Raw genomic sequence first — 15,196 nt, forward strand, 5'->3', positions numbered from 1 at the left:
GCCCGCAAGATGGGCCGCGCGCATGACGGCAGGCCCAACCGGAGAAGCGGGCATGAGTTTCAGTAAACGTGTAACACCCCTGGTCCTGGCGGTTGCAGCCATGGCTGCCTACGGCACTGCCAGCGCCGCAGACCCGATCAAAATCGGTATTCCCCAGCCCATGACGGGCCCGGCCACCCAATACGGCGACCAAATCCAGGCCGGTGCGCTCACCGCTATCGACGCGATCAACGCGGCGGGCGGGGTGAAGGGCCGTAAACTCGAGCCGCTGCTGATCGATGACGGCTGCGAACCCAAGCAGGCAGTGCCCGCCGCCAATCGTGTCGTCAATGCCGGCGCCAAGTTCGCAGTCGCCCATGCCTGCTCCGGCACTACCGTACCGGCGGTCAATGTCTACGAACAGGAAGGCATCGTAGCCATCACGCCGGGGGCTACTTCGCCGCTGGTCACCGACACCATCCGTCCGCACTATTTCTTCCGCACCATCGGCCGCGACGATCAGCAGGGCCCGTTTGCCGCCGAATACATCGCCTCGCACCTCAAGCCCAAGTCCGTCGCGATTCTGCACGACAAGCAGACCTACGGTACTGGCGTGGCCACCCAGGTCAGCAATGCGCTCAAGAAGGCCAATGTCAATGTGGCCATGTTCGAGGGCATCAATGTGGGTGACAGCGACTACTCCGCGGTCATCACCAAACTCAAGGCGCTGAACCCTGATCTGGTCTACTTTGGCGGCTACCACGCCGAACTCGGTCTCTTGCTGCGCCAGGCGCGTGAGCAGGGCTTTAAAAACCAGTTCATGGGTCCTGAAGGCGTGGCCAATAAAGATTTGGTGGCGATCGCCGGCCCAGCGGTCGAGAACCTGTTGGTGACGCTGCCGGCCGACTTCACTAAATTGCCGGCCAACAAACCGGTGCTCGAGCACTTCAAGACAAGCAAGCGCAGCCCCGACGGCGCATTTACCTTCCCGGCCTATGCGGCGGTGCAGATCATTGCGCAAACCATCGGTGCCGTGGGCGAAGACCCCGTCAAGGGCGCCGACTACATGCACAAGAACACCTTTGATACCGCGATCGGCAAGGTCGAGTACGACGAAAAGGGTGATCTGAAGCATTTCGAGTTTGCGGTCTTCAAGTGGGACGCCAAGGGCAACCTCGAGCAACTCAAACTCTAGTTATAAGCAGTGGCCGCCCGCCCTGGCGATCAACCAGGGCGGCTGCATATCATCCTGCGACGTTTTTGCACGGCCGGCTGCCGCGCTGCCCACCGGACCTCCGTTCCCTATGTCTGACTTTCTTCCCCAGTTGACCCAGCAGCTCTTCAACGGGCTTTCATTGGGCGCGATCTACGCGCTCATCGCCATCGGCTACACCATGGTGTACGGCATCATCGGCATGATCAACTTCGCGCACGGTGAAATCTACATGATCGGCGCTTATGTCGGCCTGGTTACGCTCTCGGCCATTGGTGTGAACAGCGGCTTGCCGCTGCCCTTCATTATTCTTGCCATGCTGGTCGTCGCTATTGCGGTTACGGCTGTCTATGGCTACGCCATCGAAAAAGTCGCATACGCGCCGCTGCGGGGCGGGCCGCGTCTGGTGCCGCTGATTTCGGCCATTGGCATGTCGATTTTCCTGCAGAACTGGGTGGCGATTGGCCAGGGCGCGCGCGACGTCGCTGTACCGGCTTTGGTTACCGGCTCGGTGCAGTTCGACATGGGCTCTGATTTTATCGTTACCGCGCCGTATTCGCGCATCATGATCATCGTAGTAACGGTGCTGCTGATGATCGGTCTGTCTTTGTTCATCAAGTATTCGCGCCTGGGCCGTGCTTCGCGTGCATGCTCTCAAGATCTGCGCATGGCCAATCTGCTTGGCATCGACACCAACCGGATCATATCCTTTACCTTCATCATCGGTGCCATGCTTGCCGCTGTAGGCGGTGTGCTTATCGCCCTGGCCATTGGCAAGCTCAATCCCTTCATCGGTTTTCTGGCCGGCATCAAGGCCTTCACGGCGGCGGTACTCGGGGGGATAGGCAGCATTCCCGGCGCCATGCTCGGCGGGGTTCTTCTGGGTTTGGCCGAGACCTTTGCCGCCGCCTATATTTCATCCCAGTACAAAGATATCGTCGCCTTCGGGCTGCTGGTGTTCATTCTACTGTTCAGGCCCACAGGCCTGCTGGGCAAACCCGAAGTGGAAAAAGTGTGATGGGCAACAATCTGAAGAATGCGTTCATCGCGGCTATTGTGGCCGGTATTGTGATTGCGCCCATATTTGGCGTGAATATCGTGCGCCGGGGTATGGATTCCACCCTGCAGCCAGAATGGGGGGTTCTGTTGTCAGGCGTCGGCATCGTGTTCGTGTTTCAATTGCTGGTGCGGCCGGCCCTGGCGCGGCTTTTCGCACATAAGGCCAAGAAGCGCACGCTGCCGGCCATGCCCGAATCCATGCGGCGCGGGCTTATCCTGCTGCTGATCGCAATTGCCCTGATCTGGCCGATGTTCACGGGCCGCGCGCAAGTGGATATTGCCACCTTGGTGCTGATCTACGTGATGCTGGGCCTGGGCCTGAACATCGTGGTCGGGTTTGCAGGCCTGCTCGACCTCGGTTTCGTCGGCTTCTATGCGGTGGGTGCCTATACCTATGCGCTGCTCTATCATTGGGCAGGCTGGGGTTTTTGGCAGGCCTTGCCGCTGGCCGGAGCGATGTCGGCCACATTCGGCTTCTTGCTGGGCTTCCCTGTGCTGCGCCTGCGCGGCGACTACCTCGCCATCGTCACGCTGGGCTTTGGTGAAATCATCCGTCTGCTGCTGATCAACCTCTACAGTTTCACGGGTGGTCCGGATGGTATCTCGGGCATCCCCAAGCCCTCGGTGTTCGGCTTGCCCATGGTGCGCCGCGCGCCCGAGGGGGTTACCACTTTCCACGACTTCATGGGCTGGCAATACAACACCCAGGATGTTGTGGTGTTTGTTTACCTGATGGCTTTGGCCCTGGCACTGTTTACCCTGTTCGTCTCCAATCGGGTGATACGCATGCCCATCGGCCGCGCCTGGGAGGCGCTGCGCGAAGATGAGATCGCCTGCCGTTCGCTGGGCCTGAACCCCACGCGCATCAAGCTGTCCGCGTTTACCATGGGCGCGATGTTCGCCGGTTTCGGTGGCGCTTTTTTTGCCGCGCGCCAGGGTCTGGTCAATCCTGAGTCTTTCACCTTCATCGAATCCGCGCTGATCCTGGCCATTGTAGTGTTGGGCGGCATGGGCTCACAGGTAGGGGTTATATTGGCGGCCGTTGTGCTGACGGTGGTGCCGGAGATTGCGCGCGAATTCGCTGAATACCGGATGATGATTTTTGGTTTGGTCATGGTGTTGATGATGATCTGGCGGCCGCAGGGTCTGCTGCCCGTCAAGCGCCCACATGTGGAGCTCAAGGCATGAGCGATGTTCTACTCGAAGTGTCCGGGCTCAGCATGCGTTTCGGCGGGCTGCTCGCCGTGGATCAGGTGCAGTTCGATGTCAAGAAAGACGAGGTTTTCGCCATTATTGGGCCCAACGGCGCGGGTAAAACCACGGTGTTCAACTGCGTGGGCGGTTTCTATAAGCCTACCGCCGGCGCCATCCGCATGGCGGGGCACGAGATTACCGGCCAACCCAGCCACAAGGTAGCCCTGCACGGCTTGGTGCGCACCTTCCAGAACGTGCGCCTGTTCAAGCAGTTGACCGTGCTGGAGAACCTGCTGGTCGCGCAGCACTCGCAAATGGAAACCAACCTGCTGTGGGGCTTGCTCAAGACACCGCGCTACCGAGCCTCGGAAGCGAAGGCGCTGGAGCACGCGGGGCAATGGCTGGATTTCATGGGCATACGCGAGTATGCCAACCGCGAGGCTGGCAACCTGGCATACGGCCACCAGCGCCGGCTCGAGATCGCGCGCTGCATGATCACCCGGCCGCGTCTGTTAATGCTGGACGAGCCCGCGGCTGGCCTGAACCCGCAAGAAAAGCGTGAACTGCAGGCGCTGATCGACCAACTGCGGCGTGAGTTCGACGTAGCCGTACTGCTTATCGAGCACGACATGAGCTTGGTCATGGGCGTGTCGGATCGCATCATGGTCATGGAGCAGGGCAGGCCCATCATGACTGGGCTGCCCGAAGCAGTGCGCAGCGATCCACGCGTCATTAAAGCTTATCTGGGGGAAGAGTAGTGCTCAAGCTGGAAAACGTGCATACGCACTATGGCGCGATCCAGGCTCTGGATGGCGTGTCGGTCGAGGTGAACAAGGGCGAAATTGTCACGCTTATCGGGGCCAATGGCGCCGGCAAAACGACACTGCTGATGACGGTGTGCGGGACGCCGCATGCCAGTAGTGGCACAGTCAGTTTCCTCGACCAGGACATCACCCGCTGGGACACGCATAAGATCATGCAGCGCGGTATCGCCATCTCGCCGGAGGGGCGGCGGGTGTTTCCCGATCTGACGGTATCGGAAAACCTGCAGATGGGTGGTTTCTTTCTCAAGAAAACAGAGATCGAACAGGGCCTGGAACATGTCTATGGCTTGTTTCCGCGCCTGCGCGAGCGCGCCACTCAGCGTGCTGGCACCATGTCGGGCGGCGAGCAGCAAATGCTCGCGATCGGGCGCGCGTTGATGACGCGGCCGCAGTTGCTGTTGCTCGATGAGCCAACGCTGGGCCTGGCCCCGCTGATCATTGCGCAGATATTCGACATCATCCGCACCATCCGGGCGCAGGGCGTTACTGTGTTCTTGGTGGAGCAGAATGCCAGCAAGGCGCTGGCTGTGGCCGACCGCGGCTATGTGCTGGAAAATGGCAAGGTTGTGTTGCACGACACAGGTGCAAACTTGCTGGTCAACGATAACGTGCGGCGTGCGTATCTGGGCGGCTGATCGACGACCGGTGATTCGCTGTTATTGGCAAGGAGGCCTGGCATCGGTATGCATGGGCGGGTCTGTTCCATCGGGCGCGCATGCGGCATTCACCCCACGCGCGCCGCCAGTCAAGCCGTTTCCTCAGGCCAAGCCTTCCGTCTTCAGTGCGGCCTGCACACCGGCGTCGGCTTCCATGCGGGCCGAGAACGCCGCCAGGTTTTTCAGGTGGCCGATGTCGATATTCTTGCCCTTGGCCCAGCGCAGCAGCGTGTACAGGTAAGGGTCAGCAATCGAGCGGCTGCCCGAGACCCACTGCTTGCCTTCCAGTTGCTGATCGACCACGGTGAATAGTGCTACCAGCTTGGCGCTGCTGTTGGCAATGAGTTCTTTCCGGCCTGTTTCGTCCTGGACCAAGCGAGGCGCGGCGAAGACATCACCAAACGTTCGATGCAGATCGGCATTGCACAGGCCCAGCCAGCGACGCATTTCGGCGCGCTCGCGTACGTCTTCGGGCACCAGGCCTGCTTCGGGGCTTAGCTCGGCCAGGTATTCCAGAATGGCCGCGCTTTGTGTCAGGGTGCTCTCACCGTCTGTAAGCACGGGTACCGCGCCCAGCGGGTTTAGCGCAAGGTAGGCGGGCTGCTTGATTTCCTCGCGGCTGACGCGCTGCGTTTCGTACGGCTTGCCTATCCATTCGAGCGTGATGTGCGAAGCCAGGGAGCAGGCACCGGGCATGTAATACAGTTTCAAATCAAATCTCCTTGGAATGACAGCGGATTGCCTTGGGGCGGGGTGCCTCAGGGCTTGAGGTACTCGGCCAGGAAGGCTTCCATGCGTTCGTAGAACTCGAACTTGTTCTCGTCGTTATGGAAACCGTGGCCTTCATTGTCTTTGACCATATATTCGACTTCTACGCCGCGGGCCCGCAGAGCGGCAACCATCTGGTCGCTTTCGTTCTTGTTCACGCGCGGGTCGTGGGCGCCTTGGGCAATGAACAGCGGCGTGCGGATGCGTTCGGCATTCAGCGCAGGCGAGGTGGCTTCGAGACGCGCACGGTCGATTTCAGGGTTGCCCACCATGGCATGCATTTTTGTGAGCATGGGCTTCCAGTATGGTGGGATGGTGTCCATGAAAGTAAGCAGATTGGACACGCCCACGTAATCGACTGCAGCGGCGTATAGATCAGGCGTGGATACGATGCCCGCCAGCGTAGCGTAGCCACCATAGCTGCCCCCATAGATGGCGATGCGGGCCCGATCGGCAATGCCCTGGTCAATGAGCCATTGAACGCCGTCGGTGATGTCATCCTGCATAGCCAGGCCCCACTGGCCGAAGCTGGCTTCCCAGAAGGCGCGGCCGTAGCCGGTGGAGCCGCGGAAGTTCAGTTGCAGCACGCAGTATCCCCGGTTTGCCAGGAACTGCGCTTCGGGATTGAAGCCCCAGCTGTCTCGCGTCCAGGGGCCGCCGTGGGGGTTGACGACGCAGGGCAGGTTTTGTGCGGGGCGGTCTTGCGGCAGCGTCAGATAGCCGTGTATGACCAGCCCGTCGCGTGATGTGTACGAGATAGGCCTGACGTGGGCCATTTCGTTCTCGTCAAGCACAGGATTGATGTCGCCCAGCTTATCGAGTGTGTTGGCGTCGGCATCGTAGATGTAGCGGCTGCCGGGGGTACGATCGTTCCAGGCAGCTACGATGAACTTGGTTTCGTCGCGCGTGGCGCTTTGCATCGTGATTTCGTGGCCGGGCAGCTTCTCGCGCAAGCGCGTGTGGCGTAGGGCGGTGATCTCATCGAAGAAGTGATAGTGCGGTTTGTCGGTCTGGTAAGTGACTGCGGTAAGTACATGGCGCAGGCGTGAATAGCCTGCCGCATCGAGGTCGTAGCCCGGCACCTCATGCACAAGGTGCTCGCGGCCGGGATCGGCAGGGTCGATCACCACCAATGCCAGGCAGTCGCGGCCGCGGTTGCTGAGCGCGTACAGAGCGCGGTCGTTGAAGGTGAAGAACTGCGGATGGACGGTCGTGCGAAAATCGGTGGACACGATGGGGCGGAACGCATCGTCTTCGGTATCGCGATACAGCAACACGGTTTCCAGGCCATCGCTGGCTACGGCGGCGCGCACCAGGCCGTGATGGTCAGTTTGCCAGCCGATGATGTTGCCGGGGTTCTCGGCGACCAGTGTCAGCTCACCCGTGTGAATGTTGGCGCGATAGACGTCGAACACCTCGGCGTTGCGCGCGTTGTGGCTGATGAGGATGTGCCCCGGGTCATCTTCGAGATCGTCTTCGATGCTGGCCCGTACACCGGGAAACGGCGTGAGATCACGCACGTCGCCTGTGTCGGCATTGACAGCGATGACGTGGAAGTTTTCATCGCCATTGAAGTCTTTTTCGTAGATGACGGTCTGGGCGCCTTTCCAGAAGAACTGGGCGATGTCGCGCTCGGTCTCGCTGGTAAGCCGACGTACCGGCCCCGTCGGTGTGCTGCCTTGGAGCGCCTGCACGAATACATTCATGCGCGCGGGGTTTTCGTCGATGCTGGCCGGCTCCATGAAGCCCAGCATGCTGCCGTCGTCGGAGAGGCGAAAGAATGCGCGCTGGGGGTTGCGGAAGAAGTCTTGTACAGCGTAATGGCGTGGCATAGAAAATCAAAATCCGTTCTGCGAAATTCCCATTACTATATCGTGTCATCGCGCGCGCCCGGCCGCAAGTCGGCTCCGCGCGTGCCGTGGCCACAGGCAGCCAACAAAAAACCAGAAGAGGATCCTCCATGACAGACCGCTTGCAGGTTGTATTCCTGGATCGGGAGACAATATCGCCGCAAACCATTATGCGCCCGCCCGCGTTCGCCCACGACATGGTCGTGCATGGGCGCACTGCGCCGCAGGACGTAGCCGCGCGCATTGCGCAGGCCGACATCGTCATCGTCAACAAGGTGCGGCTGGATCGCGCCGCGATACTGGCGGCGCCCCGCCTGAAAATGATTGCTTTGGCCGCGACGGGCACCGACAACATTGATCTTGCGGCCTGCAATGAAAGAGGCATTGTTGTGTCGAATATACGCGGCTATGCGCTGCACACGGTGCCAGAACACACATTCGCGCTCATATTTGCCTTGCGGCGCAGCATCGTGGCCTATCACGCTTCAGTCAAGGCCGGGCGCTGGCAGGCGGCGCAGCAGTTTTGTTATTTTGACTACCCGATCAAGGATCTGGCGGGCTCCACGCTGGGCATTATCGGCGAGGGCGCGCTGGGCCAGCAGGTGGCTGCCATGGGCAGGGCGCTGGGCATGCGCGTGCTGTTTTCGGCCCGCAAGGGCGGGCCGCGCCAGGGCAGTCTGTACACGCCGTTCGAGCAATTGCTTGCCGAAAGCGACGTCATTACACTGCATTGCCCGCTGACGGAGCAGACGCGCGGCTTGATCGGCGCCCCAGAGTTCGCGTTGATGCAGCGCCGGCCCTTGTTGATCAACACGGCGCGCGGCGGCCTTGTCGACGACGCAGCGCTTGGCGAGGCGCTGCGCAGCGGGCAGTTGGGCGGTGCGGGCTGCGACGTGGCCACACCCGAGCCCCCACCTGCGGACCACCCGCTGATGCAACTGCTCGATCTGCCTAATTTCATCCTCACGCCGCACGTTGCCTGGGCGAGCGAAGAGGCGATCCAATCGCTGGCCGATCAGCTTATCGACAATATCGATGCCTTCGCCCAAGGGCAGCCGCGTAATGTTGTTGCAGGCGCTGCAGCACGGCGGGAGGCCTGATCGTGCGTGTCGTGATTGCACCTGATTCATTCAAAGAAAGCCTGAGCGCGGCGGGCGTGGCCGCAGCACTGGCCGATGGCGTGCGCGATGCGCTGCCCGACGCCGAGATCGTCTGCGTGCCCATGGCTGATGGCGGCGAAGGCTCGCTGGACGCAGTACTCGACGCGACGGGCGGAGCACGCCGCGCTGTAAGCGTGCGTGATGCGAACGGGCGGGCTTGTGAGGCGGCTTGGGCCTGGCTCGGAGAGGGCAAGGCATTCATCGAGATGGCCGCCGCCGCGGGGCTGGAGCGCATCTCGCCAGCCGAACGTCGCCCGCTGGACGCCAGCAGCTATGGCGTGGGGCAACTGATTGGCGACGCACTGGATGCGGGCGCGACGCATATCGTCATCGGCCTGGGCGGCAGCGCCACCAATGATGCGGGTGCCGGTGTGCTGCAGGCGCTGGGCGTGCGGCTGCTGGATGAACATGGCGCCGAACTGCCACCCGGTGGCGCGGCGCTGGCCCGGCTGGAGCGTGTGGACATGGGCGGGGTGGATGCGCGCCTGAGCAGTGTGCACTTCGATATTGCGGTCGACGTCGACAATACCCTGTGCGGTGCGCGTGGCGCTTCCGCGATTTTCGGGCCGCAAAAGGGCGCAACGCCGGAGCAAGTGCGGCAACTGGACGCCGCGCTGACGCATTTCGCCGATGTCTGCGCGCGGCAGTTCGGGCGCGACGAGCGGGATATACCGGGGATGGGCGCCGCAGGCGGGCTGGGCTTTGCAATCAAGACGTGTTTTAACGCGCAGTTCCGGCCCGGCGTCGAACTGATCGCCGAACTGGCAGGTTTGGATGTCGCGTTGGCGGGTGCGGATCTGGTGCTGACCGGCGAGGGGCGTATGGACGCGCAGACGGTGCTGGGCAAGACACCGGTGGGCGTGGCACGGCATGCGCAGCGGCACGGGATTCCGGTGGCGGCGATTGTCGGGTCGCTGGGAGAGGGGTTCGAGGCCGTTTATGATTGCGGCATTACCGCGGCGTTCAGCCTGGCACCTGGGCCGATTACGCTGGAACAGGCCTGCAAGGAGGCAGGTGCGCTGCTGCGCCAGCGAGCCAGCGCTTGCATGCGGTTGTTTCTGGCAGGGCGTGCCGCGACAACACGCTGAACCCAGTGCGGGTATTGGCGTCCAGCGGTCAACTAAAGTAGTACAGTTACAGTATCCTTGACCACCCGCTCCATCCGGATTCGCCATGACCGCTCCTATCCGTATTGCTATCAATGGCTACGGCCGCATTGGCCGAAGTGTGTTGCGCGCCCTTCAGGAAAGCAAGAGTAAATGCGGGCTCGACGTAGTGGCCATCAATGAGCCGGCGGCGGATCTGGAAACCATGGCTTACCTGACGCGCTACGATTCCACGCATGGCGTGTTTCCGGGCACCGTTGGCCACGAAGGCAACGCGCTCGTCATTGATGGCCAGCCCATTGCCGTGCGGCATGTGCGTGACCCGGAAGCGGCGGATTGGGCGTCGCTGGATGTGGATATATTGCTTGAATGCTCAGGCCGATTTGGCGCCCGGGCGCAGCTGCAGCGCTTTCTGGATGCGGGCTGCCCGCGCGTACTGGTGTCCCAACCCGGCAACAGCGCCAGCGATGTCGATTACACCGTCGTGTTTGGTGTGAACGACGAAGGCCTGTCTGGCCGCGAAAGGATTGTGTCCAATGCTTCATGCACCACCAATGCCATTGTGCCGGTGCTGGACGAGCTTGATCGCGCCTATGGCGTCCAGCATGCCTTCCTGACCACATTGCACTCGGTGATGAACGACCAGCCCATGATAGACGGCTACCATCACGCCGACCTGCGACGCACTCGTTCAGCCATGCAATCTATCGTGCCCGTGGCGACCGGCCTGGCGCAAGGCGTGGAGCGGCTGCTGCCCAAGCTGGCCGGTAAAGTGCAGGCCAAGGCCATACGCGTGCCCATCCTGAACGTGTCGGCCATTGACCTCATGGTCAAACTGGGCCGGGACGTTACCCCCGAGATGCTGAACACACTGATGCAAGACGCGCGGCGGCGGCATCCGCGGCTGATCGCGTATTCAGACCACCCGCATGCGTCGATCGACTTTAACCATGATCCGCACTCCGCCATTATCGATGGCAGCCAGACACGCAGCAATGGCGACGGTTTTGCGAATTTGTTCATCTGGTTCGACAACGAGTGGGGCTTTGCCAACCGCATGTTGGACGTTGCCTGTATGTGGGCGGAGCGCATCCGCGCCCCGCAGGCCGAAACCGCTGCGGCGTCAGCCTGACGCCGCAGCGGCGCGCGCCGCATGTATCAGTAAGCGCTACAAAAAGCAGGAGAACACGATTATGGCGGACTTTCGCATAGAAACCGATTCGATGGGCGAGATCAATGTGCCCGCCGAGCACTACTGGGGTGCGCAAACCCAGCGCTCCATCCAGAATTTCCCAATCGGCGTGAGCCGATTCAGATGGCAATCGCCCATCATTTCGGCGCTGGGCACCCTGAAGCGGGCCGCAGCCCAGGCTAATGCGGAGCTGGGCCAACTGCCACAGGACATCGCCGACCTGATCGTGCGCGCCGCCGACGAAGTCATTGAAGGCAAGCTGGATGGCGAATTTCCACTCGTGGTGTTCCAGACCGGCTCGGGCACGCAGTCGAACATGAATGCCAACGAGGTGATCTCCAACCGCGCCATTGAACTGGCTGGCGGCGCACGCGGCAGTAAAATGCCTGTACACCCCAACGACCACGTCAACTGCGGCCAATCCTCCAACGACACCTTCCCCACCGCCATGCACATTGCCGTGGCGCGCCAGCTCGAAGCCCGCCTTTTTCCGGCCGTGGGCAAGCTGCGCAACACGCTTGACGACAAAGCGAGAGCTTATACCGACATCGTCAAGACCGGCCGCACGCACTTGCAGGATGCCACGCCGATCACTCTGGGCCAGGAAATCAGCGCCTGGGTCGCGCAGGTCGATTTCGCCCTGGATGCCGTGCAGGCAGCCCTGCCGGGCATCTACGACCTTGCCATTGGCGGTACAGCGGTGGGCACCGGCCTGAACGCCCATCCGGCCTTTGGCGAAACCGCGGCGCGGCATATCGCCGAGATCACTGGTTTGCCATTCCGCTCGGCGGAAAACAAATTCTTTGCGCTGTCGGCCCACGATGCCTTGGTCAACCTGTCGGCCGCCCTGCGCACGCTGGCCGGCGCCCTGATGAAGATGGCCAACGATGTACGCTGGCTGGCCAGTGGCCCGCGTTGCGGCATCGGCGAGCTGGTTATCCCAGAGAACGAGCCGGGCTCGTCCATCATGCCGGGCAAAGTCAACCCCACGCAGTGCGAGGCCATGACCATGGTGTGCGCACAAGTATTCGGCAATGACGCCACGGTCGCCTTTGCCGGCTCGCAGGGCAATTTCCAGCTCAACGTTTACAAGCCAGTCATGGTGCACAACGTGCTCGAAAGCATCGAACTCATCAGTGATGCCTGCCTCGCCTTCGACGAGCATTGCGCCACCGGCATCGAGCCCAACCGCGAGGTGATCCAGGCTAATCTTGACAAGAACCTGATGCTGGTCACCGCGTTGAACCGCCATATCGGCTACGACAAGGCGGCGGCCATTGCCAAGAAGGCACACAAAGAAAAAAGCACGCTCAGAGCGGCCGCGCTTGCACTGGGCTATGTTTCCGAAGCCAACTACGATGACTGGATACGTCCGATCGACATGACGCATCCGAGCGCATAGTCGGCATCGACGTTTCCGCGCGGGGTTGCGGCGCCCCGCGTGGGCTGCAAGGAGCCTGTAATGACTGAGCACGTGAAGATCAAGCGCGCTTATGATCCCGCCGCGTCTGGCGACGGCTACCGTGTGTTTGTGGATCGTCTCTGGCCGCGCGGCATCGCCCGTGAAGACCTCAAATATGATGCCTGGGTCAAGGATCTCGCGCCCAGCCCCGAGCTGCGCAAGTGGTTCGGGCACAAGGTCGAGAACTGGGCGCACTTTCGCGAAAGTTACGAGAATGAACTGCGCGACCCGGCGCAGGTGGATCGCATGCGTGAGGTGATCAAAGACGCTGGAAAGCGGCACATCACCCTGGTTTATGCCGCCAAGGATACCGATCACAACCATGCGCTCATACTCGCGCGGGAAATGAACCGTCTATACTGAAGGCTGAAGGCAGGCCTGGACATCGCTGCTCTGGCCGGCCCGGAAGGCACTTTCGGAGGCTGCCATGCGCAATGTGCGACTGTTGTGGTGCTTTGCCTGCCTGCTGATGGGGATGCTGATGGCAGGCGCAAGCCTGTTCATGATGCCGGTCCCGGCGGCACAGGCCGGAGTCGCCACAGCACAGGCTGTGGCGTCAAAGGCAGCGCAGCGCGAGTTGGTGCGCGTGCTGTCGCTCAGCGACATCATCACCCCGGCCAGCGCCGATTTCGTTGTACGCGGGCTGGATGACGCGGCCAAAGCCGGCGCCGCGCTGGTCGTCTTGCAGCTTGATACCCCCGGCGGCCTGGATACGTCCATGCGCAGCATCGTGCGCGCCATCCTGGCTTCGCCCGTACCCGTCGCCACCTTTGTGGGGCCCGGCGGCGCGCGCGCAGCCAGTGCGGGCGTGTTCATCCTGTATGCCAGCCATATTGCGGCGATGGCGCCCGCCAGTAACCTGGGCGCGGCGTCACCCGTATCCATTGGCTTCCCGCAGCCTGAAAATAGCCGCGACAAGGCTGCCGACGGTGGCAAGGGAGATAAGGGCGACAGCGGTACAACGGCCCCTGCCGGCAGCGAGGCCGATACCATGACGCGAAAAGTCACCAACGACGCTGCCGCCTATCTACGCAGTCTTGCGCAACTGCGCCATCGCAATGCGGAATTCGCGGAGCGTGCCGTGCGGGAGGCGACCAGCCTGTCTTCGCGCGAAGCGCTGGACGACAACGTCATAGACTTCATCGCCAACGATGTTCCCGACCTGCTCGCTATGCTGAACGGGCGCAGCATTACGCTTGACCATGGCAGGCAGGTGACACTACGGCTGGAAAATGCCGAAGTCCAAGTGATGGAGCCTGACTGGCGCACGCGTATTCTGGCGCTCATCGCCAACCCGCAGATCGCGCTGGTGTTGATGATGATCGGCATCTATGGCCTGTTCTTCGAGCTCATGAACCCCGGTGCGGTGCTGCCGGGCGTTGCGGGCCTGATCAGCCTGTTGCTCGCGCTGTATGCCTTTCAATTGCTGCCGGTCAACTGGGCAGGGCTGGGCTTGTTGTTTGCGGGCATCATTATGATGGTTGCGGAGGTTTTCCTGCCCAGTTTTGGCGCACTCGGCGTGGGCGGCATCATCGCGTTCGTGATCGGGGGCTTGATGCTGACCGACACGGGTATTCCCGGTTTCGATCTGTCCGTGCCATTTCTCGCGGGTATGGCGGTTGCTGGCGCAGGGCTAATCATCCTGACCGGCTTGCTCGCGGCGCGTGCCGCGCGCAGCACGGTGATGACCGGGCAGGAAGCGATGACAGGGCAGGAAGGGCGGGTGAGCGCCGTTACGGGCGACATGATTTATGCCGACATCGCCGGCGAGCGCTGGCGCGTGCGCGCCACTGAACCACTAACGCCGGGAGACAGGGTGATCGTGAGGCGGGTGGAAGGCTTGACGCTGCAGGTGGATCGGCTTGCAGGACGGCCGGGCATCGGGCCGCCCTAGGCTGACACGCGCCCGTCGAGCCATTGCCTGCGTTTTTTTCACTGCCATGGAGGCACCATGTTCATCTATAGCGTCAATATCGGCCTCACAGCCGTCATTATTGTGCTGGCGCTGGTCGTCATCAACGCCATCAAGATTCTGCGTGAATACCAGCGCGGCGTGGTGTTCACCCTGGGGCGCTTCACCAGTGTCAAGGGCCCAGGGCTGGTATTTGTCATCCCAGTCATCCAACAAATGGTGCGTGTCGATCTGCGTGTGGTCACCATGGACGTGCCCAGCCAGGATGTGATCTCGCGCGATAACGTGTCGGTGAAAGTGAACGCGGTGCTGTACTTTCGCGTGGTGGCGCCCGACAAAGCCATCATCCAAGTTGAACGCTACCTGGATGCCACCAGCCAGCTGGCGCAGACTACGCTTCGCGCGGTACTGGGCAAGCATGAGCTGGATGAAATGTTGTCCGAACGCGAGAAGCTCAACCTGGACATCCAGCAGATACTCGACGCACAGACCGACGTCTGGGGCATCAAGGTCACCAACGTCGAGATCAAGCATATCGACCTGAATGAGAGCATGGTAAGGGCGATTGCGCGGCAGGCTGAGGCCGAACGAGAACGGCGCGCCAAGGTCATCCACGCCGATGGTGAAAAGCAGGCAGCGCAGGCCTTGATGGAGGCGGCCGAAATCCTGGCCACGCAGCCCTCGGCGCTGCAACTGCGCTATCTGCAAACGCTGACGCAAGTGGCCGGCGACAAGACCTCCACACTGGTGTTTCCGATCCCGGTTGATCTCTTGAACACGTTGATGGAACGACCGCCCAAGTAGAATTGGTCGGTTGATGA

Annotated in this window: 14 protein-coding genes; 12 read left to right on the forward strand and 2 right to left on the reverse strand. The window is 61.6% G+C overall.

The window, feature by feature from the left end; genetic code table 11:
- Positions 1-52 precede the first annotated feature (52 nt).
- The 5 genes from LOL23_RS02025 to LOL23_RS02045 all read left to right on the forward strand — a co-directional run bounded on the left by LOL23_RS02025 (position 53) and on the right by LOL23_RS02045 (position 4,904).
- A complete protein-coding gene (locus tag LOL23_RS02025; RefSeq protein ID WP_160976445.1) occupies positions 53-1,174 on the forward strand; it encodes a high-affinity branched-chain amino acid ABC transporter substrate-binding protein in 1,122 nt (373 codons plus the stop codon).
- Between the two features lie 109 nt (positions 1,175-1,283).
- Positions 1,284-2,210 carry a high-affinity branched-chain amino acid ABC transporter permease LivH gene (gene livH / locus LOL23_RS02030; RefSeq protein WP_160976447.1) on the forward strand — a complete coding sequence of 309 codons (927 nt, stop codon included), beginning with the start codon at positions 1,284-1,286 and terminating at the stop codon, positions 2,208-2,210.
- Positions 2,210-3,439 carry a high-affinity branched-chain amino acid ABC transporter permease LivM gene (locus LOL23_RS02035; protein WP_160976449.1) on the forward strand — a complete coding sequence of 410 codons (1,230 nt, stop codon included), beginning with the start codon at positions 2,210-2,212 and terminating at the stop codon, positions 3,437-3,439. Before livH ends, LOL23_RS02035 begins: the two co-directional genes overlap by 1 nt.
- On the forward strand, positions 3,436-4,203 hold the full coding sequence (gene livG, locus LOL23_RS02040) for a high-affinity branched-chain amino acid ABC transporter ATP-binding protein LivG (protein WP_160976451.1): 768 nt from the start codon (positions 3,436-3,438) through the stop codon (positions 4,201-4,203). The genes LOL23_RS02035 and livG overlap by 4 nt, the downstream gene beginning before the upstream one ends.
- Positions 4,203-4,904, forward strand: coding sequence for an ABC transporter ATP-binding protein (locus LOL23_RS02045; protein WP_160976453.1), 702 nt, complete (start codon positions 4,203-4,205; stop codon positions 4,902-4,904). The genes livG and LOL23_RS02045 overlap by 1 nt, the downstream gene beginning before the upstream one ends.
- A gap of 123 nt (positions 4,905-5,027) precedes the next feature.
- On the opposite strand, the gene LOL23_RS02050 is transcribed toward LOL23_RS02045, so the two are convergent.
- Together LOL23_RS02050 and LOL23_RS02055 are read right to left on the reverse strand one after the other, a co-directional pair.
- Entirely contained in the window at positions 5,028-5,636 is a 609-nt protein-coding gene (locus tag LOL23_RS02050) for a glutathione S-transferase family protein (RefSeq protein ID WP_160976455.1), read from the reverse strand.
- 47 nt (positions 5,637-5,683) lie between these two features.
- A complete protein-coding gene (locus tag LOL23_RS02055; RefSeq protein WP_160976457.1) occupies positions 5,684-7,525 on the reverse strand; it encodes an alpha/beta hydrolase family protein in 1,842 nt (613 codons plus the stop codon).
- A 128-nt stretch (positions 7,526-7,653) separates the two neighbouring features.
- Between LOL23_RS02055 and LOL23_RS02060 the strand changes: the two genes are divergently transcribed.
- The 7 genes from LOL23_RS02060 to LOL23_RS02090 all read left to right on the forward strand — a co-directional run bounded on the left by LOL23_RS02060 (position 7,654) and on the right by LOL23_RS02090 (position 15,179).
- Positions 7,654-8,643: a D-2-hydroxyacid dehydrogenase gene (locus tag LOL23_RS02060; protein ID WP_202411578.1), complete on the forward strand. Its 990-nt coding sequence runs from the start codon at positions 7,654-7,656 to the stop codon at positions 8,641-8,643.
- 2 nt (positions 8,644-8,645) lie between these two features.
- Positions 8,646-9,791 carry a glycerate kinase gene (locus tag LOL23_RS02065; protein WP_160976459.1) on the forward strand — a complete coding sequence of 382 codons (1,146 nt, stop codon included), beginning with the start codon at positions 8,646-8,648 and terminating at the stop codon, positions 9,789-9,791.
- An 85-nt stretch (positions 9,792-9,876) separates the two neighbouring features.
- Entirely contained in the window at positions 9,877-10,941 is a 1,065-nt protein-coding gene (locus LOL23_RS02070) for a type I glyceraldehyde-3-phosphate dehydrogenase (protein ID WP_160976461.1), read from the forward strand.
- Between the two features lie 61 nt (positions 10,942-11,002).
- A complete protein-coding gene (gene fumC / locus LOL23_RS02075) occupies positions 11,003-12,403 on the forward strand; it encodes a class II fumarate hydratase (RefSeq protein WP_237173097.1) in 1,401 nt (466 codons plus the stop codon).
- 60 nt (positions 12,404-12,463) lie between these two features.
- Positions 12,464-12,826: a DUF488 domain-containing protein gene (locus tag LOL23_RS02080; RefSeq protein ID WP_160976465.1), complete on the forward strand. Its 363-nt coding sequence runs from the start codon at positions 12,464-12,466 to the stop codon at positions 12,824-12,826.
- A 64-nt stretch (positions 12,827-12,890) separates the two neighbouring features.
- Complete coding sequence (locus LOL23_RS02085; protein ID WP_160976467.1) at positions 12,891-14,357, forward strand: NfeD family protein; 1,467 nt, start codon at positions 12,891-12,893, stop codon at positions 14,355-14,357.
- A 57-nt stretch (positions 14,358-14,414) separates the two neighbouring features.
- A complete protein-coding gene (locus LOL23_RS02090; RefSeq protein ID WP_160976469.1) occupies positions 14,415-15,179 on the forward strand; it encodes a slipin family protein in 765 nt (254 codons plus the stop codon).
- Positions 15,180-15,196: the final 17 nt, after the last annotated feature.

This window comes from Paracandidimonas lactea, from assembly GCF_021653995.1.
Taxonomy (GTDB): domain Bacteria; phylum Pseudomonadota; class Gammaproteobacteria; order Burkholderiales; family Burkholderiaceae_B; genus Allopusillimonas; species Allopusillimonas lactea.